We start from the raw sequence: 18,143 nt of genomic DNA, 5'->3' as shown, positions 1-18,143 counted from the left end.
GCAATCCCATGGACGTGTTCCGCGCGTCTGTCCAGAACTGGCCAGAGGTTGTGGAGTGCCATGCGCTGACCGGCGACATGGACTATCTGCTGCGGGTGGTCGTCATGGACATGGCTCACTACTCCCGCTTCGTGCTCGACACGCTGCTCAAGCACCCCAGCGTGCAGGACTGCAAGACCAGCTTCGTGCTGGATCGCGTAAAGAGCACCACGGCCTTGCCCCTATGAGCATTCGGCCGGTTGGTGTGGCGGGGATGCAAATAGCGATTGACCTTCCAACGGTGGCAAGGAGCACACTTCAAACACCCCAACCCGAAAGGAGTTTTCCATGCAATTCCATCTCGAAGACATGACCTGCGGCGGCTGCGCCCGCACTGTGACGAAAACGATCCAAATGATCGACCCCAACGCCAAGATCGTCACGGACCCGCCGACCCGCCGTGTCGAGGTCCAGACCTCGGCCTCGCAAGAGCAGATCGCCGCGGCCCTGAGCGAAGCTGGCTTCCCGCCGCGCGCGCAGTAACACCGCATCGTGGCCGGCATGCACACAGGACGGCCGATGCGAGCACGTGCGCTGCGCCGTACCTGGCGCGGCGCTCAGTGCATCCCAAGGTAGGCCGACCTTGGCCACAGGGCCATCGCCACCATCATCAGGTTCTCGGTCAGGGACACGAAGCCCAGCGGCACGTTGCTGTCCCCGCCCACGCAGGCGCACTTGAGTTCCCGGCGATCGACATAGACCGCCTTGAAAACCGACACGGCCCCGACGGTCCCGATGAACAGCGCCAACGGAATCGACACCCACATCCCCACGCCCGCGACCATCTGGACGCCTGCGATGGCCTCCGCGAACGGGTAGAAATAGGCATACCGAACCCAGCGCTTGGCCAGCAGGTCGTCGCGAAGCCGTCCACGTCCTTGAGCTTCTGCAGCGCCAGGAGGCACATGGCAAAGGCCACGAACCACTCTGCCGCCTGAATGCTCTAGACTTGGCCGAAGGCCGCCCAGCTCGCCGCCAGCGCCATTGCGGCCGCCGTGGCGAACAGCGCGATCACAGGGGTCTAGGTCACGGCGTTCTTGTCCTTCACGGACATGCCGAAGAATTTGCGTAGGTCGTCGTAGCCGCCCACGCGCCGCCCGTTTATGAAGACCTGGGGCGTGGTCTCGATGCCATGCTCCTTCTTGAACGCATCCGTCTGCTCGCGGCTTGCCAAGTGTTTGTCCTCGACCTCGTAGCCCTTGCGGTTGAGCAGATCGAGCGACTTCAGCCCGTAGGGGCAGGTATGGCCGGGCATGACCATTCGGTAGAGCGTGGCTAGCTTGGGCGCAGACATGCAGGACTTCTCCTGTGGGACTTTCCATGGGCCGGCCGTCACGGATTTAAGGACGTTGATGACCTTTCCAGCCTAACCGACGACCGTGCAAAGGGAGTGTAGACACCTGGCTCGCGGGTTGGTCTGGCCCACGGGTTGGTTATCTGGCGGCAATGCCGTCAGTCCTCCATCTGCCAGAGCAACCCTGCCGCAGGCCGGTGCGCCTGAGGCAGCACGCAGGCTCCTAGTGGTTCTCCTTGGCATGGTTGATCGTGTACTTGGGGATCTCGACGGTCAGGTCTTCGGTCGCAACGATGGCCTGGCAGCTCAGCCGCGACTGCGCCTCCAGTCCCCAGGCCCGGTCGAGCAGATCGTCCTCGCATTCCTCGACTTCGTTTAGAGAATCGAACCCCTTGCGCACGATGCAGTGACAGGTCGTGCAGGCACAGCTCATGTCGCAGGCATGCTCGATCTCGATGCCGTTGTCCAGCAGGGCCTCGCAGATCGAAGTGCCTGCTGGCACGTTCAGTTCGGCTCCCTCAGGCGCCAGTTCAGGATGGGGCAAGACGGTGATTTTGGGCATATCTCTCCTGGCTGCTCAGTGCGCACACGGCTTTTTTCCTGCTGCGTTGGCTCGCGCGCGGCGCGGCACTGCGCCAGTGCGCGCTTCGGGCTTGTTGTCACTGATATCGGGCTGCTCCAGCGTGTGCAGGATCGGGCAGTCGGGCCGTTCGTCGCCGGCGCAACACCGGATCAGCGCCTTGAGCGTCGCGGCCATCTCCAGCATGCTCTCGATGCGCCGGTCCAACTCGTCGATGTGTTGCTGGGCCAGACGCTTTACATCAGCACTCTGGCGCGACTTGTCATTCCACAGTCCCAGCAAGTCCGTGATCTCGGCCACCGAGAAGCCGAGGTCGCGCGAACGCCGGATGAAATGCAACCGGTGAACGTCGTCCTGGGTATAGGCGCGGTAGCCCGAATCGGTGCGGTCAGCCGGAGGGATCAGACCGATTTGCTCGTAGTAGCGGATCATTTTGGCCGAGACCTTCGAGGCCTTGGATGCTTCACCGATGTTCATGGTGTTCCTCCTTTCTCAATGAGCGGTATCCGCCGCCAGCGGCGGCTGGAAGCGGCGCAGGCGCAGCGCGTTGCCGAGCACGAACACGCTGGACAGCGCCATCGCGCCAGCCGCGAAGATCGGCGACAACAGCACACCGTATGCGGGGTACAGGACGCCAGCGGCCACCGGGATCAGGGCCGTGTTGTAGCCAAACGCCCAGAACAGGTTCTGGCGGATGTTGCCGATGGTCGCCTTGGACAGCGCGATGGCGTTGGGCACGCCCTGCAGGTTGCCCGACATCAGCACTACGTCGGCCGACTCCACCGCCACGTCGGTGCCGGTGCCGATGGCCAGGCCCACGTCGGCCTCGGCCAGCGCCGGGGCGTCGTTGATGCCGTCGCCCACGTAGGCGATCTGGCCGTGGCTGGCTTTCAGCCGGCGCACGGCTTCGACCTTGCCCTCGGGCAGCACTTCGGCCACCACCTCGTCGATGCCCAGTTGCTTGGCGATGGCCTGCGCGGTACGCGCGTTGTCGCCGGTGATCATCGCCACCTTCAGGCCGAGCTGGTGCAACGCGGCAATGGCCGCGGGCGTGCTGGACTTGATCGGATCGGCCACCGCGATGATGGCGGCCAGCCGGCCGTCGATCGCGGCGTACAGCGGTGACTTGCCCTCGTTGCCCAGGCGCTCGGCCGTGCGAGCGAAGCTGCCCACGTCCAACCCCAGCTCACGCATGAAGCGATCGGCACCGACCTCGACACGCGCGCCGTCCACGGTGGCGCGCACGCCCATGCCCGTGACCGAATCGAAGTCTGTCATCGTCGGCAGCGCGATGCCACCTTCCACGGCCGACTCGACGATGGCGCGTGCGATCGGATGCTCCGAGCGCGATTCGACAGCGGCGACCTTCGCCAGCACCTGGTTGCGGTCAAAGCCGTCGGCAATCTCCAGGTCGGTCAGGACCGGGCGGCCCTCGGTCAGCGTGCCGGTCTTGTCCACGGCCACCACCTTGGCGTCCTTGAGCAGTTGCAGGGCTTCACCCTTGCGGAACAGCACGCCCATCTCGGCGCCCCGGCCCGTGCCGACCATGATGGAGGTCGGCGTCGCCAAACCCATGGCGCAAGGGCAGGCAATGATCAGCACCGCCACGGCATTGACCAGCGCGAAGGACAGCGCGGGCGACGGGCCGAACACCAGCCAGACCAGGAAGGTCAGCACCGCGGCCAGCATGACGGCGGGCACGAACCACAGCGTCACCTTGTCCACCACGGCCTGGATCGGCAGCTTGGAACCTTGCGCCTGCTCGACCATGCGGATGATCTGCGCCAGCATGGTCTGACCGCCCACGGCGGTGGCACGCAGCGTCAGCGCACCCTTCTGGTTGACGGTGCCGCCGACCACGGTGCTGCCTTCCGCCTTTTCGACGGGAATCGGCTCGCCGGTGATCATCGACTCGTCCACGAAGCTGCGGCCCTCGGTCACTTCACCATCGACCGGCACGCGCTCGCCGGGGCGCACTTCCACGATGTCGCCCTGCGCCACGTCGTTGATCGGGATGTCCACGATGCGGCCGTCGCGCAGCACGTGCGCCTCCTTGGCCTGCAGGCCGATCAGGCGCTTGATGGCCTCGGAGGTGCGGCCCTTGGCCCGTGCCTCAAGAAAGCGGCCCAGCAGGATCAGCGCCACGATGACGGCTGCCGCCTCGTAGTACACGTTCACCGTGCCGGCCGGCAGCAGACTGGGCGCGAACGTGGCGACCATCGAATAACCGAAGGCCGCGGCCGTGCCGACCGCGACCAGCGAGTTCATGTCGGGACCCAGGCGGAACAGCGCCGGGAAGCCCTTCTCATAGAAGCGCCAGCCCGGAATGGCGAGCACCAGCAGGGTCAGCACGAACTGCAGATACCAGCTCTGCTGGATGCCAATGGTGGAAGCCACCCACTCGTGCATGCCGGGAATCATGTGCGAGCCCATTTCGAGCACGAACACAGGCAGCGCCAGCACGGCGGCCAGGGTCAGGTCGCGCTTGAGTTCGGCGCGCTCGGCGTCCTTTTTCTCGGCAGCTTCCTCGTCGGCCTGCATGCCTGTATCGACCGGGCTGGCCTCGTAGCCGACCTTATCGACAGCAGCAATCAGATCCTGCACGGATGCTACGCCACGCACGGTAGCGCGCTCGGTCGCCAGATTGACCACAGCCTCAGTGACGCCCGGCACCGCCTTGAGCGCCTTCTCGACGCGGCCCACGCACGAAGCGCAGGTCATGCCTCCGATCGCCAGCTCGATGGTGCCCTGAGGCACGTCGTACCCTACCTTCTCGATCGCCTGGATCAGCGCCATGCGATCGACAGGACGGTTCAGGCGAATGTCCGCTCGCTCGGTGGCGAGATTGACAGACACGCTTGCCACGCCCTCGACCTTGGCAAGGGCGGCCTCGACTCGGCCGACACAGCTTGCGCAGGTCATGCCCTCGATGGGCAGGCTGATTGCCGCTGCTTGGGCGCCAGCACTACTCGTTGTTGCCATGCTCATGGTGTGCTTCCCATAGTTGAAATTCGACATGGAGGGAGCTTAGGGTTTACCATCGTGGGAAGGTCAAGCGCTTTTTCGGATGCTGTCAGGTTTCAGAAATGACCCGGTGCACGGGGAACGGAGGCCTTGCCTGCCAGGCTCGCACTGGTTCTTTGCTGCGCGCGCCTAAGCGGCCGCTGCCTTGTTAATTCTGAAGGGCGAAAACAGCCATTCGAGGTTAGGAAATATTTTAAAAATGAATACAAGTAAGCCATTCAGTACCCCACCGAAGGGTCCCAGCGCCGATTTGGAATCGCTGTCACAGAATGACGTGACCATCTTGGCTGAGACATTCCGCCTCCTGGGTGACCCGTCCCGGCTGAGAATCATGCTGTGCTGCATGAAAGGCTCTTCCTCGGTCGGGGACATCGCTGAAACCCTCGAACTCTCGCAGTCGCTGGTGAGCCACCACCTGCGGCTGCTGCGCGGTGCTCGCCTGGTCAAGGGCGTGCGCCAAGCCAAACAGATCTTCTATGAGGTGGCGGACAAGCACGTGAACCAGGTGCTGCTGGATATGGCCACCCACATCGCGGAAGACCACAACGACGAGTAACTGTTGGGCATAGCATGCCGTTGCGGCGTGGCCTACGTTCCATGGCGATATGCGCCCCACCGCCCGCAGCTGCGTTCGGTGAGGTGGTTTGGATGCCGCTTCCGATCAATCAGAAGTTGAGCGCGCGCTTGTCCACGGCCAGCGAGGCCTCTTTGAACGTCTCGGAGAGGGTCGGATGGGCAAAGCAGATGCGGGCGATGTCTTCGCTGCTGGCCTTGAACGCCATGGCGATCACGGCCTCGGCCACCAGTTCACTGGCCTGCGGGCCGACCACATGCACGCCGAGTATCTCATCAGTGGCAGGATCGGCGATCACCTTGACGAGGCCCGGCGTGTCGCCCAGCGCACGCGCGCGGCCATTGGCCATGAACGGGAAGGAACCGATTCGATAGGCGGTGCCCTGCTCTTTGAGCTGCTGCTCGGTGCGGCCTACCCAGGCAATCTCTGGGCTGGTGTAGATGACGTTGGGGATCGTATTGAAATCGACGTGACCGTGCTGGCCGGCAATGCGCTCGGCCACTGCGACACCTTCCTCTTCCGCCTTGTGCGCCAACATCGGGCCACGCACCACGTCACCGATGGCCCAGATGCCGGGCACACTGGTGCGGCATTCATCGTCCACCAGCACGGCGCCGCGCTCATCCAGTTGGAGTCCCACGGCGGCCGGATTCAGGCCTTCGGTGTTGGGCACACGGCCGATAGCCACGATCACTTTGTCTGCCTGCAAGGACTGCGTCTGGCCCTGGCTGTCGGTGTAGTGAATAGTCACGCCAGCCTCGGTTGCATTGACTTCGCGAACCTTCGCACCTAGTTCGATCTTCAGGCCTTGCTTGTCGAACGCCTTCTTCGCCTCCTTGGCGATGGCTTGGTCGACGATTGGCAGGAAGCTGGGCAAGCCTTCGAGGATCGTGACATCCGCCCCCAGGCGGCGCCAAACGGAGCCCAGCTCCAGGCCGATCACGCCGGCACCGATGACGGCCAACCGATCGGGCACGGCCGCGATGTCCAGCGCGCCGTCGTTGGAGAGCACGACCCGCTCATCGAACGGTAGGTTGGGGAGTGGCCGCACGTTGGAGCCTGTGGCAACGATGATCTGCTTGCCCACCAAGGTAACAGCCTCATCGGCGGCGACGCTCACCTCGAAGCCACCATCGACAGTCCTGGTGAAAGACGCCAGGCCGTTGAAAAACTGGACCTTGTTTTTGCGGAACAGATAAAGGATGCCTTCGTTGCTGGACTTCACGACCTGATTCTTACGTTCCAACATCGTGGTCACATCCATGCGCAGATCACCCGTGGAGATGCCGTGCGTGCCAAAGTGGTGCTTGGCTTGTTCAAAGTTCTCTGACGACTGCAGTAGCGCTTTCGAAGGGATACAACCGATGTTGTTGCAGGTGCCGCCAGGTGCTGGCTTTCCGTCCTTGTTCTTCCAGGCATCTACACAAGCGACCTTCATGCCTAATTGGGCAGCGCGAATGGCCGCGATGTATCCGCCTGGGCCGGCACCGATAACAATGACGTCGAAATGCATTTCCATGATTTACATCTCCAAAGTTTTTGAGGAAATAGTGAGCGCCTATGTCGCGCCTTTTGTCAGGTGGTCGCCAGATTACAGCTCGTTCCCTGACGATCACGTTGAACACTACGGCAGAACGAACCGGGCGCTCGCGGTATTGCCCCCACGTTCGACTTGGACGACGGCCTTCGTGCCCTTGGCTGCGGCGAAGGTCCCGCTGCCTTCGAGGCGGCTTCCGTCCGCGGCAGGCGTGAGTTGCACCTCCTGCTTTTGTGAGCCGGTCAACAGTGTGAGCTTGGCTTTGGTGTTGCTTACATTGACCTGCTTGCCGTGGTCGCGCAGGTAGAGTTGCGCTGCTGCGGGCTGAACGACCAACTCGTAGTCCACGTCCCGGACTTCGGTCACGACGCCACCATGCAGCGGCTTGTGGTCATGCGCGTGGTCATGGTCGCCTGCGGCGAAGGCGGTGACGGATGCCAGGGCGAGGGCGGTGCCGGCCGTGAGGGAACGAAATCGAACAGACATGAAAGCTCCTATAGGGTTACGGTGGTTGAAATCGGGTGACAGAAGGCGTTGCATCAGAATGCCTCCGCGTCGCGGTCGTCCAGCAGGCGTTCGGCAGGCTTGCGGCCGAACAGCCAGAACATGGCGGGTGTAAGGAAGGTGTCTAGCAGCGTGGAGCTGACCAGCCCCGAGAAGATCACCACCGCGACGGGGTGCAGGATCTCAGTACCGGGTCGGGACGCCTCGAACAGCAGCGGGGCCAGCGCGAAGGCCGTGACCAGCGCGGTCATCAGAACCGGGGAAAGCCGTTCGAGCGAGCCACGCACGATCATCTTCTGGTCGAAGTCCTCGCCCTCCATGCGCATGAGGTTGAGGTAGTGGCTCACCTTCAGGATGCCGTTGCGCACAGAAATACCCGCGAGCGTGATGAAGCCGACCAGGGCGGCCACGGACAACGGCTGGCCAGACAGCCACAGCCCCAACACGGCGCCGACCAGGGCCAATGGAATGTTCACCATGATGAGCGCTGATAGGACGACCGACTTGTAGCGCGTGTACAACACCACGAACATGAGCGTCAGGGAGACGATGGACAGCAGGCCCACCAGTCGCGAGGCTTCCTCTTGTGCCTGGAACTGGCCGCCCAGCGTGATGAAGTAGCCTTCGGGCAAGCGCACTTCTTGGACGACGCTGCGTATGTCGGCCACTACTTCGGACAGCGGCCGTCCCTGAGCGTTGGCCGACAAAACTATGCGTCGACGGCCATCGTCGCGGCTGACCTGGTTGGGGCCGTCGCTGTCTTCGATGGTGGCAAGGCGCGACAACGGGACCCGACCCATGGGCGTGTCGATGAGGATGCGGCTCAAGCCCTCAATCGACCGCGCCTGCTCGGGCAGGCGAACCACCAGCGCGAAGCGGCGGTTGCCCTCGATGACCTCGGTGATCTTTTCGCCTTCGACCAGGCTTTGCAGCGTGGACAGAATTTGCGGTGCGGCCACGCCGTAGCGTCCCGCCGCCGCATAATCCACGCGGATTTTGATCTGCGGCGCTAGGACCTGCTTTTCGATCTCCAGGTCAGCAAGCCCCGGAATTCCGGCCAGCTTGGCGCGCAGCAGATCCGCCTGCCCGCGCAGGACGTCCAGGTCCTCGCCGAACACCTTGATGGCGATCTGCGAGCGCACCCCCGACAACATGTGGTCGATGCGGTGCGAGATCGGCTGGCCAATGCCGATGGAGCCGGGCAAGTGAGCCAGACGCGAACGGATGTCGGCGGTGATCTCCTCCATGGAGCGCTTTAGCTCCGAGGCGGGCAGCAGGCCCACGTCCAGCTCGCTGACATGCACGCCTTCGGCATGCTCGTCCAGCTCGGCCCGTCCGCTGCGCCGGCCCACGTGCTGCACCTCTGGCACCTGCGCGACCAGCAGCTCGGCTTGCTGGGCAAGCGCCGAAGATTCGGCCAGCGTCACACCGGGATTCAGGCGCAGGCCCACCAGCAACGTTCCTTCATTGAACGGGGGCAGGAACGTGGTCGGGAAGAATGGCACCGCGGCGACAGCCAGTGTGACAGCCACAGCGGCCATGCCAAGGGCGGCACGCGGCCGCTGCAAGACCCGCTGCAGGCCGCCCTGATAGCGCGTCTTCAACCAGGCTAGAAGCCGAGTGTCGCCATGGTCCAGCGTCCTCATCTTGGGCAGCAGGTAGTACGAAAGCACCGGAGTGACCGTCACAGAGACCAGCAGCGAGGCCAGCGTGGAGACGATGAAGGCGATGCCCAGCGGCACGAACAAGCGCCCCTCCATCCCCGGCAGCGCGAACAGGGGCAGGAACACCAGCACAATGATCATCGTGGCGTAGAGAATCGCCGAGCGAACCTCCATCGAGGCCCTGGCAACGATGACCAGGGGCGTCAGCCGGTTCTCAGGGTGGCGGGTGCGGTCCTCCTTGAGCCGCCGCATGATGTTCTCCACATCGACCACAGCATCGTCCACGAGACCGCCGATGGCGATCGCCAGCCCACCGAGCGTCATGGTGTTGATTGATAGGCCGAAATAGTGGAACACCAGCCCGGTCACGAAGATCGAGGCAGGAATCGCGGTCAACGCGATCACCAGGGGGCGCAAAGTGCCCAGGAAGAAGAACAGGATCACCGCCACGAAGACCGATGCGCCGATGAGCTTGCCTTGCAGCGTGCTGATGGACGCCTCGATGAAGTTGGCTTGTCGGAAGGTCACCTGTGGCTCGGCCATGCCAGCCGGCAGTGAGCCCTTCATGTCCGCCAACGCTGACTCGATCGAGCGGGTCAGTGCAATCGTATCGGCCGTGGGCTGCTTTTGGATGCCCAGGATCACGGCTGGCAGGCCCTCGAAGCCCGCATCGCCGCGCTTGATGGCTGGCGCAAACTGAACATCGGCGACCTGGTGGAGCAGGATGGGTTGGCCCGCACGCACCGCGAGAGGCAGGTTACGCAGGTCGTCGAGTCGGGACGTGCGGCCCAGGTTGCGGATCAGGTACTCGCGGCCATTGATCTCCAGGAAGCCGCCGGAAGTGTTCGCGGAGAAGCCCTTGAGAGCCGCATCCAGATCGGACGCAGTCACGCCCAGCTCTGACATTCGCGTGGTGTTGGGCTGGACCTGGAACTGACGGACCTCGCCTCCGATCGGGATGACTTGGGCAACACCAGGTATGGCCATCAGCCGGGGGCGTAGCACCCAGTCCGCGTACTCGCGAGTGTCCATGGCCGACAGCGGCGGGGCTGCGTTCTTCTGCCCTGAGGGCTTGGCACCGATGGGGATTGCAATCTGCATGATCTCGCCCATCACTGAGCTGATTGGCCCCATAGTGGGCGTCACGCCCGGGGCTAGCCCTTCCTCCATGGACGTCAGGCGTTCGGAGACCATCTGGCGCGCCCGGAAGATGTCGGTCTTCCAGTCAAATGTCACGTAGATGAAGGAAAGCCCGGCGCTGGAGACCGAGCGCACGCTTTCGACGCTGGGCAGGCCGTTCATGGCCGTTTCGAGCGGGAACGTGATGAGTTGCTCGACTTCTTCGGCAGCCATGCCGCCAGCCTCCGTCATGAGAGTGACGGTCGGCTTGTTGAGATCGGGAAAGACATCTACCGGCGTGCGCGTCAGGGTGAACGCGCCATACGCCATCAGCACCAGCGCCCCGATGATGACCAGGAGCCGGTTTCGTAAGCTATTTTCGAGAAGCCACTTGAACATGGAATGGTGCCCCTCAACGAACTTGATTGATCAGGGACGCGCCCTCGACAACCACGCGGTCGCCGTCCGCCAGGCCCGAAGTGACAGCGATGGATGCACCATCCAAAGGAGTGATGTTCACGACACGCGGCTCGAAGCGCTCGGCCTGGTCTTTGACCCAGACGATGTTCTGGTTGGCAGGGTTCTTCATCAGCGCACCGGAAGGCACGCGGTAGCCAGGTACCGTCGTCGCCTCTTGCACGAAGACCACCACCGGCATACCGACCGCCAAGCGCGAGAGGCTTTCGCTGGTGCCCTTGAACAGCATGGGCAGGGCCTGCTCGCGCAGGCTGCTGGCGGCACCGACGAAGCTCAGCGGCACCTTCTGACCGCCTACTGCGAGTGCAGCACCGGCCAGGTTCTGTGCCATTGCCGGATCGTAGGCAAGCGCCTCGATGCGCAGTTGGGTCGGATCGACCACCTCAAACACCAGTTCGCGCGCATCCACGACCTGCCCGGCAACTGCGGGGCTGGATGCGATGACGCCGCTGACTGGGGCCTTCAGTACGTCCCTGCCGGCGAGGCCCCCGCTCAAGGCGCGGGCGCGTTCGGTCAGGCTGTTCACTTCGCTTTCGGCTGCTTCGATCTCCTTGCGGGGCACGGTCTCCGACAGCTCGCGCAGCCGGGCCAAGCGCTTCTGCGCGAGCGCTTGGCCCGCACGCAGCTCGGCAACCTGGGCCATCTGGCCTGAGCGCTCCAGCACACCGCTGGCCGGTTCGATGTAAGCCAGCACCTGGCCCTTGCGCACGGATTGGCCGATCTGCGGCAGACCATCCGGCCCGGGCACCAGCCGGCCCATTACCATTGCCTGGACCTTGCCGCCTGTCGTCGGGTCCATGATTACTTTGCCAGCCAGTTCATGGCTGCGGGCCAAGGGCTCCTGCTTGATCAGCTGGGTGCGTACACCGATCTGACGTTGCGACGGTTTCGGAAGAAACACGCTGCCATCAGGCTGGCGCTGGGGGCCATTGGAAGACGCAGCCGGCGCTTCGTCGCCGTGGTCATGGCCGTCGTGAGCGAACGCGGGAGCAGCCAGAGCCAATGCAGCCGCCATGGCCGTCGTCATTAGGAAACGGAAGTTGCGCTTCATGCTGCACCTCGCAGTGCACCGTTGGTGCGTGTACGTCTGCGCAGCGCCCACGCTAGGACACCGACGCCGAGGACTGCGGCACCGCCACCTAGTACGACCACACGGCCGGATGCGACGGCATGCTCGTGTTCGGCGTCTTCGCTATGAACATCGAGAACGCCCGTCAACAGGTCCGATTGGCCCTGCGCAGTAATAGTGGCCATGATTGAGGTCTCGCCATCGGATAGCGGCTCAGTCAGATCGGCCTCGAACTCTCCAACCCCGTGTGAGCTGACCTTTACCTGTTGACCACCCAGCTCGAGGGTCAGCTCGCCATCGGTCACCGGCCGGTTGTCGGCAGCATGGTCGAGGTAGAGTGTGAGACGCTGGCCGTTCAGCACACCCACCAGTTCGAAGTCATCGGAAACTGCGGCAAAGCGCGGAAGCGCGGCCGCTGCGGGGGCAGGAGCGGCTTCGCCATGGTCATGGCCGTCGCCGGCCCACGTTGCGCTACTGCCAAGCAGGAGGCTGGACAAGGCAGCTGCACGCCAGAAAGAGGATTGCGACATTTCTAAGGTTCCAGGATGGTTGAGCGCGCGCCGATCAGCGCGTGCCGGAGATGTCAGTGAAAGTCTCGGTCGGCTGCGGCAGCGTGCCTTGTGCCTGCAACAGGGACGAGATGGCCGCGGCATGCTCCACCTTGGCGAGCAGCGCCGCGCGCTCGGCCTCGGTGGCCTCCTGCTCGATGCGAAGGCGTGTCGGCATGTCCGTCTCGCCCATCGCGAACGACTTTTGGTAGAAGGTGCGCGTTTGTTGGGCTAGTCGCTGGCGCTCCGAAGCGGCCTGCATCTGGGTGCTGGTTGCCAGTTCGCGCGATTGGGCAGTTCGAATTTCCGAGAGTAGCCGGGTGCGCTGGGCCGCGAGTGCCGACTCAGCCTCCAGTGCCTGCGCATTGGCGCTGGACAATTGCTCGGTATGACGGCTACCCGTACCGAAGGGAATGCGCACACCCACCGTGATCGTCTGGTTGTAGCGTTCGCCGTAGCCGCCCCGATCCCGCGTGGTCGCCAGGGTCAGTTCGGGGTTGGCGTACTTCTGATGGGACACCAGTTCCGCAGAGCGGCGGGCCGCCAGCGCCTTGTGCTGCAGTTCCAGCAGCGCAGGGTGGTTACCCAACAACGCGCCGGACGGCTGTGCCGATGCCGGTTGAACTCGGACACCTGACTGCTCCGGCTGCGCGGAATCGGCCTGCGACGGGATACTCTCGATGCCGGTCAGTGCCAACAACGCCTCGCGCTGCGTGATTTCTTCGGCCTGAGCAATGGCCAGGGCACTACGAGCCGACGCCAAGGCGCCATCGGCCTGGTTTCTGTCGGCTTGCGCCAGGTCGCCCGCGCGAACTCGGCGAGCCACATCTTGCGCCAACTCGTCCGCGCTGCGGGTGCGATCCTGCGCCGCCACCAATTCGGCCTGGGCACGCTGCCATGCCCACCATGCCTGGCGAACCTGTCCGGCCGTGCGTAGCTTGGCGGCCAGCATCCGGCTGGATAGCGCGAGGCTTTCCGCGTCCGCCCAGCGTGCCGACGAGGCGCGCTCACCAGGCATCCAAAGGGGAATAGCCACCCCGACTTCATATTCGCGCTGTCCGTTGCGGTTGTTGAACCGATCAGTTTTGGTGGAGGCTTCCAGCGCCATCGGACCTGCCACCCAACTGCCGGCCGTCTCTTGGCGTGCTTGGGCGGCCTGCTGCCAGGCGCCTTCTCCAGCGGCTTCTGGCTGCCGCTGCCAAGCTGACTCCCACAATTGGGCGACCATGTGGCTGTCTGGTCTGGATGGGACGTGAGGGGCGGCTACTGGCTGGGCTAGCACGGTGCCGGCCCAAAGCGTGGATACCGCCCATATCCATCCCTTGCGTATGTCTTTGCGAAGCATTCAATTCTCCATCGGTGTTGCATCAGTACTTACCCCCGGCTGGGTGTTCTCTTTCCGAGCAAGTGCTTGTCGTTGAAAAGCCACTGTTCACTGGCTTAGATATGAACAATTGTATATCTATTCATATGAATGGGAAAGAAAACCTTACATCCTTTGAGCACCAATCGCCTTAGAGAGGGCGTCGGGCGCAAGACATCGAGAGGCGAGGTGGGGCTAATCCACTGCGCAAACAGCTATGCAGACTCCTTGAGCATATCCCCCGGGGGGGATATGATTGCTGCATGAAAGAGATGCACAAGCACACCAGCCACCCAGATCTCGTGAAACGGCTCAAGCGCGCCGAGGGTCATCTGCGACACGTCATCGGGATGATCGAAGGAGAAGAAACCTGCCTGGACATCGCTCGCCAGCTCGCTGCGGTGGAGAGCGCCGTCACAGCGGCCAAGCGCGTCCTGATCCATGACCACATCGACCACTGCCTATCTCATGATGAGGACTCCGTTCTAGCCGAAATGAAGGCGCTAACCAGACTGCTCTGAGGTCTCTCGATGCTCTCCGTCCTAAAGAACCGCACCTACCGCCACCTGTTCACCGCGCAGGTGATCGCACTCGTCGGCACAGGCCTGATGACGGTAGCGCTCGGCCTACTTGCCTACGAGCTGGCCGGGGCCGATGCAGGTGCGGTGCTCGGGTCGGCGCTGGCTATCAAGATGCTGGCCTATGTGGGAGTCGCTCCAGTCGCACAGGCCTTCGCCGACCAGTTCCCGCGACGGTCATTGCTCGTAGCGCTGGACCTGGTACGAGCGGTTGTCGCGATCTGTTTGCCCTTTGTCACCGAGGTCTGGCAGATCTATCTGCTGATCTTTGTCCTGCAAGCGGCATCCGCCGGCTTCACGCCGACTTTCCAAGCCACTATCCCGGACATCCTTCCCGATGAAGAGGACTACACGAAGGCGCTGTCGCTGTCCCGGCTGGCCTATGACCTGGAAAGCCTGATTTCCCCGATGCTGGCTGCTGCGCTGCTGACCGTCATCAGCTTTCACAACCTGTTCGCGGGAACAGTGCTCGGTTTCCTCGTTTCAGCCGCGCTCGTGGTCAGCGTGCGGTTGCCCACAACTATTCCCGGACCGCGCCGCGGCATTTGGGATCGCACGACCCGCGGCACACGCATCTATCTCGCTACGCCACGCCTGCGGGGCCTGCTGGCGATCAGCTTGGCCGTCTCGGCGGCGGGCGCCATGGTGATCGTGAACACGGTGGTTCTCGTGAAGGCGCGCTTTGGCCTAGGCGAGGTCGAAGTGGCGTCGGCACTGGCGGCATTCGGAGGCGGTTCGATGGTGGCAGCCTTCGTTCTGCCATCCTTACTGGAAAAGGTGGCCGACCGAACCGCGATGCTCACCGGCGCTACCGTACTGGTCGTGGGCACGGGGATCGGCGCACTGCTGCCGAGCTATGCATTGTTGCTGCCGCTGTGGTTGATCATCGGCTTTGGCTACAGCGTGGCGCAAACGCCATCCGGCCGTCTTCTGCGCCGCTCGGCCCATGCCGAGGACCGTCCTGCGATCTTCGCGGCACACTTCGCGCTGTCGCACGCCTGTTGGCTCATCTGCTACCCACTTGCCGGCCGCTTCGGCGCGGTCATGGGCTTGCCATCGACCTTCATTGTCATGTCCCTGGTCGGCTTGGCCGGCGTGGCGCTGACGCTCTGGCTGTGGCCGGCCAGCGACCCTTCTGACGTGGCGCATGACCACCCCAGCTTGCCGCCGGATCACCCTCATTTACGCACACACGCAGACCAAGGCAGGCACCATCACCAGCTGATTCTGGATGACCTGCACCGTATCTGGCCGAAAGGATAGGCACATTTTCTCGTTGCGGCATCACAACGCATGGCTTCGGAGGCTGAGAAGGGTGAGCGAAAATATATCACATGAACACATATTCATGTGTTATATTTCGCCATAGTCAAACACTCAACCAGCAGAGGCGCCCATGTCCCAATCCAATGCACATGACCATGGTCACGACCATGATCACGACCACACCCCCACAGTGACGAGCGCCAACGAGCGCAAGGTTCTGGTTTCCTTCTTCCTGATCTTCGGCTTCATGCTCGTGGAAGCTGTCGGCGGCGTGCTGTCGGGCTCGCTAGCCCTACTTGCCGATGCTGGCCACATGCTGACCGACGCCGTGGCACTTGCCCTGGCTTACGCTGCCTTCCGATTCGGTCGCCGCGCAGCCGACAGCAAACGCACATTCGGTTACCTGCGCTTCGAGGTCATCGCCGGCTTCCTGAACGCCGTGACCCTGTTCGCGATCGTCGCATGGATCGCCTACGAGGCGTGGGAGCGGCTGCAGGCGCCGCCCGTCATCCTCGCCGGCCCGATGATGATCGTCGCCGTGCTCGGCTTACTGATCAACGTCCTCGTGCTGTGGATCATGACCCGCGGCGAAACCGATCACGTCAATGTGAAAGGTGCCATCCTCCACGTGATGGGTGACCTGCTCGGCTCTGTCGGCGCCATCGTTGCAGCGATCGTCATCTACTTCACCGGCTGGACTCCGATCGACCCCATCCTGTCGGTTCTAGTAGCGGCGTTGATTCTGCGCAGCGCCTGGAAGCTCCTGGCCAAGTCGATCCATATCCTGTTGGAGGGTGCGCCAGAGGACGCTTCGCCGGAAAAGGTGGAACAAGGCCTGATGAGCACTGTGCCCGGCCTGGCGGCTGTCAGCCATGTTCACGTGTGGCAACTCACTTCCGGTCGCACGATGGCCACGCTACACGTTCGACCCAACGTGGACGAGGAGGCGCGAGCTGTGGTCAAGCGCGTCGAGGCGGTGCTGCGAGAGCAGTTCAGCATCGAACACGCCACAGTCGGAATCGACTGGAACTCGGAGGCTGACGAGAACATCTGCAGCCTGCAACCCACGACAGGCCGTCAGGACCACAGCGGCCACGACCACAGTGAGCACAATCATGACCATGACCACTCCGCTCCCGGTCACAAGCATTGAGGCCGTGCTAGACGGTTCGCAGTTCACTTGAGGGTTTGAATCCATGACATCCCGCAAAACCACCAGCGCCGCTATTGTGCAATGTTCGACCTCTAACCACGGCACGACCACTGATGTCCTCGCACTATCGCAAAGTGACGTCGCTGTTCTGGCAGAGACCTTCCGCCTGCTGGGCGACCAATCGCGATTGAAAATCCTGTTGCAGTGCATGCGCGGATCGGTCGCAGTGGGCGACATTGCTGGCTCGCTAGACCTGTCGCAGTCCTTGGTCAGCCATCACCTGCGCCTGTTGCGCGGCGCGCGCCTCGTGCGCGGCGAGCGCCAAGCCAAGCACATCTTCTACGGCATTGCCGACCAGCACGTCAGCCAGGTACTCCAGGACATGGCGGTTCACATTTCGGAGGACAGACACGACGATTGACTGAACATGTGAGTGCGCGCCGGCCTACGCCTTCAAGGGGTAGGCTTTTTTTGGCTATTAATCTAGAGAGACACCGGCGCGCCTTGCTGAATGCCTAGAAGACCCCAAGCAAAAAGCACTCTAAAAATAAACACTTGAACATATCTTCATGTGTTTTATTATTTGTCTACGGGGTATCCGAAAGGCGTAAGGACCACGCCATTATTTTTAACGTCAAGGAGTATTGACCATGTCCAAGAAAATTCGCTTTGCTGTTCTGCTTTCCGCACTTTTTGCTGCTGGAGTAAACGCTCAACCGTTCGCCGCAGATATGACACGGCAACAGGTCCAGGAGGATCTGGCTGCTTGGAGGCAATCTGGGTTGGAAGCGTTGTCTCGCGGCGAAAGCGGCCCGGATACGTTCAGCCCTCAATACCAGGCTGCCTTTCAGCGCTACTTGCAATTGACCCAAGGTGATATGTATCAGGCGCCCTCAGCAGGAAAGACTCGTGCTGAAGTGATGGCTGATTTGGAACTGTGGAAAATCTCCGGCATGCACGCGTTCACCTCGCGCGGAATCACCACCGCTTCGCACACCCAAGCCTACCAACAAGCCTACGAGAGCTATCTCCAGCTCAAGCTGGTTGCGGCTTACAAGGCTCCGGTGGCATTGACTCGTGCTCAAGTAAAGAGTGATTTGGCAGATTGGCAGGTTGCGGGAATGGCTGGATTCTGGGCTGGTGAGCAGACGCCTGATACCTATAGTGATGCCTACCGCACCGCATTTGAAACCTACCAGATGCTGCGCAACAAAAAATGACTTAATGGCAGCTGCATAAAGCAGCGGTCGGATGGTTCAGCCAGAAAGAGATTCTTTCTTTTTTTTGAATAAACATACAAACAAGTGTTCATTTGTTTGCATAACATTCCGATCGCTGATTTGTGCGTCCTGCC

The 18,143-nt window shown here is 62.5% G+C and carries 17 protein-coding genes and 1 pseudogene; 8 read left to right on the top strand and 10 right to left on the bottom strand.

What is annotated here, in order from left to right:
- The first annotated feature begins 8 nt into the window (after positions 1-8).
- Positions 9-227, top strand: a complete 219-nt coding sequence (locus ACNQP3_RS19130) for an Lrp/AsnC ligand binding domain-containing protein (protein ID WP_017511446.1) — start codon at positions 9-11, stop codon at positions 225-227.
- Positions 228-327: 100 nt separating this feature from the next.
- Positions 328-522, top strand: a complete 195-nt coding sequence (locus tag ACNQP3_RS19125; protein ID WP_012614049.1) for a heavy-metal-associated domain-containing protein — start codon at positions 328-330, stop codon at positions 520-522.
- A 74-nt stretch (positions 523-596) separates the two neighbouring features.
- On the opposite strand, the pseudogene ACNQP3_RS19120 reads toward ACNQP3_RS19125, so the two are convergent.
- The 4 genes and pseudogenes from ACNQP3_RS19120 to ACNQP3_RS19105 all read right to left on the bottom strand — a co-directional run bounded on the left by ACNQP3_RS19120 (position 597) and on the right by ACNQP3_RS19105 (position 4,901).
- Positions 597-1,333: pseudogene (locus tag ACNQP3_RS19120) on the bottom strand (MauE/DoxX family redox-associated membrane protein).
- Between the two features lie 223 nt (positions 1,334-1,556).
- Positions 1,557-1,895, bottom strand: coding sequence for an ISC system 2Fe-2S type ferredoxin (gene fdx, locus ACNQP3_RS19115; protein WP_012614051.1), 339 nt, complete (start codon positions 1,893-1,895; stop codon positions 1,557-1,559).
- 15 nt (positions 1,896-1,910) lie between these two features.
- Positions 1,911-2,390, bottom strand: a complete 480-nt coding sequence (cueR, locus tag ACNQP3_RS19110) for a Cu(I)-responsive transcriptional regulator (RefSeq protein ID WP_012614052.1) — start codon at positions 2,388-2,390, stop codon at positions 1,911-1,913.
- A gap of 15 nt (positions 2,391-2,405) precedes the next feature.
- Entirely contained in the window at positions 2,406-4,901 is a 2,496-nt protein-coding gene (locus tag ACNQP3_RS19105) for a heavy metal translocating P-type ATPase (protein ID WP_017511447.1), read from the bottom strand.
- Between the two features lie 235 nt (positions 4,902-5,136).
- Here ACNQP3_RS19105 and ACNQP3_RS19100 point away from each other — a divergent pair, with 235 nt between their 5' ends.
- Positions 5,137-5,493 carry an ArsR/SmtB family transcription factor gene (locus tag ACNQP3_RS19100; protein ID WP_015912826.1) on the top strand — a complete coding sequence of 119 codons (357 nt, stop codon included), beginning with the start codon at positions 5,137-5,139 and terminating at the stop codon, positions 5,491-5,493.
- A gap of 109 nt (positions 5,494-5,602) precedes the next feature.
- Here ACNQP3_RS19100 and lpdA read toward each other — a convergent pair whose 3' ends face one another.
- From lpdA to ACNQP3_RS19070, 6 genes are all read right to left on the bottom strand, one after another.
- A complete protein-coding gene (gene lpdA, locus ACNQP3_RS19095; protein WP_015912827.1) occupies positions 5,603-7,030 on the bottom strand; it encodes a dihydrolipoyl dehydrogenase in 1,428 nt (475 codons plus the stop codon).
- A 105-nt stretch (positions 7,031-7,135) separates the two neighbouring features.
- The gene (locus tag ACNQP3_RS19090; protein WP_015912828.1) at positions 7,136-7,534 is read right to left on the bottom strand and encodes a hypothetical protein; all 399 of its coding nucleotides are present in this window, start codon (positions 7,532-7,534) and stop codon (positions 7,136-7,138) included.
- A gap of 53 nt (positions 7,535-7,587) precedes the next feature.
- Positions 7,588-10,734, bottom strand: coding sequence for an efflux RND transporter permease subunit (locus tag ACNQP3_RS19085; RefSeq protein WP_012614056.1), 3,147 nt, complete (start codon positions 10,732-10,734; stop codon positions 7,588-7,590).
- Positions 10,735-10,747: 13 nt separating this feature from the next.
- Positions 10,748-11,863 carry an efflux RND transporter periplasmic adaptor subunit gene (locus ACNQP3_RS19080; protein WP_003821159.1) on the bottom strand — a complete coding sequence of 372 codons (1,116 nt, stop codon included), beginning with the start codon at positions 11,861-11,863 and terminating at the stop codon, positions 10,748-10,750.
- The gene (locus tag ACNQP3_RS19075; protein WP_015912829.1) at positions 11,860-12,411 is read right to left on the bottom strand and encodes a hypothetical protein; all 552 of its coding nucleotides are present in this window, start codon (positions 12,409-12,411) and stop codon (positions 11,860-11,862) included. Before ACNQP3_RS19075 ends, ACNQP3_RS19080 begins: the two co-directional genes overlap by 4 nt.
- A 34-nt stretch (positions 12,412-12,445) precedes the next feature.
- Positions 12,446-13,657 carry a TolC family protein gene (locus tag ACNQP3_RS19070; RefSeq protein ID WP_223656232.1) on the bottom strand — a complete coding sequence of 404 codons (1,212 nt, stop codon included), beginning with the start codon at positions 13,655-13,657 and terminating at the stop codon, positions 12,446-12,448.
- A 398-nt stretch (positions 13,658-14,055) separates the two neighbouring features.
- On the opposite strand from ACNQP3_RS19070, the gene ACNQP3_RS19065 reads away from it, so the two are divergent.
- The 5 genes from ACNQP3_RS19065 (at position 14,056) to ACNQP3_RS19045 (ending at position 18,009) form a co-directional block, all read left to right on the top strand.
- The gene (locus ACNQP3_RS19065; protein ID WP_003821156.1) at positions 14,056-14,313 is read left to right on the top strand and encodes a metal-sensing transcriptional repressor; all 258 of its coding nucleotides are present in this window, start codon (positions 14,056-14,058) and stop codon (positions 14,311-14,313) included.
- Between the two features lie 9 nt (positions 14,314-14,322).
- Positions 14,323-15,633 carry an MFS transporter gene (locus ACNQP3_RS19060; protein ID WP_003821155.1) on the top strand — a complete coding sequence of 437 codons (1,311 nt, stop codon included), beginning with the start codon at positions 14,323-14,325 and terminating at the stop codon, positions 15,631-15,633.
- A gap of 133 nt (positions 15,634-15,766) precedes the next feature.
- Positions 15,767-16,789, top strand: coding sequence for a cation diffusion facilitator family transporter (locus tag ACNQP3_RS19055; RefSeq protein ID WP_003821153.1), 1,023 nt, complete (start codon positions 15,767-15,769; stop codon positions 16,787-16,789).
- Positions 16,790-16,832: 43 nt separating this feature from the next.
- Entirely contained in the window at positions 16,833-17,210 is a 378-nt protein-coding gene (locus ACNQP3_RS19050; RefSeq protein ID WP_003821152.1) for an ArsR/SmtB family transcription factor, read from the top strand.
- A 229-nt stretch (positions 17,211-17,439) separates the two neighbouring features.
- The gene (locus tag ACNQP3_RS19045) at positions 17,440-18,009 is read left to right on the top strand and encodes a DUF4148 domain-containing protein (RefSeq protein WP_034018378.1); all 570 of its coding nucleotides are present in this window, start codon (positions 17,440-17,442) and stop codon (positions 18,007-18,009) included.
- Positions 18,010-18,143 lie beyond the last annotated feature (134 nt).

Origin of the sequence: Pseudomonas sp. LFS074, from assembly GCF_047978165.1 — a bacterium.
Classification (GTDB): Bacteria; Pseudomonadota; Gammaproteobacteria; order Pseudomonadales; family Pseudomonadaceae; genus Aquipseudomonas; species Aquipseudomonas putida_P.
The sequence above is the reverse complement of the archived record's forward strand: the minus strand, read 5'-3'. Positions and strand labels throughout refer to the sequence as shown.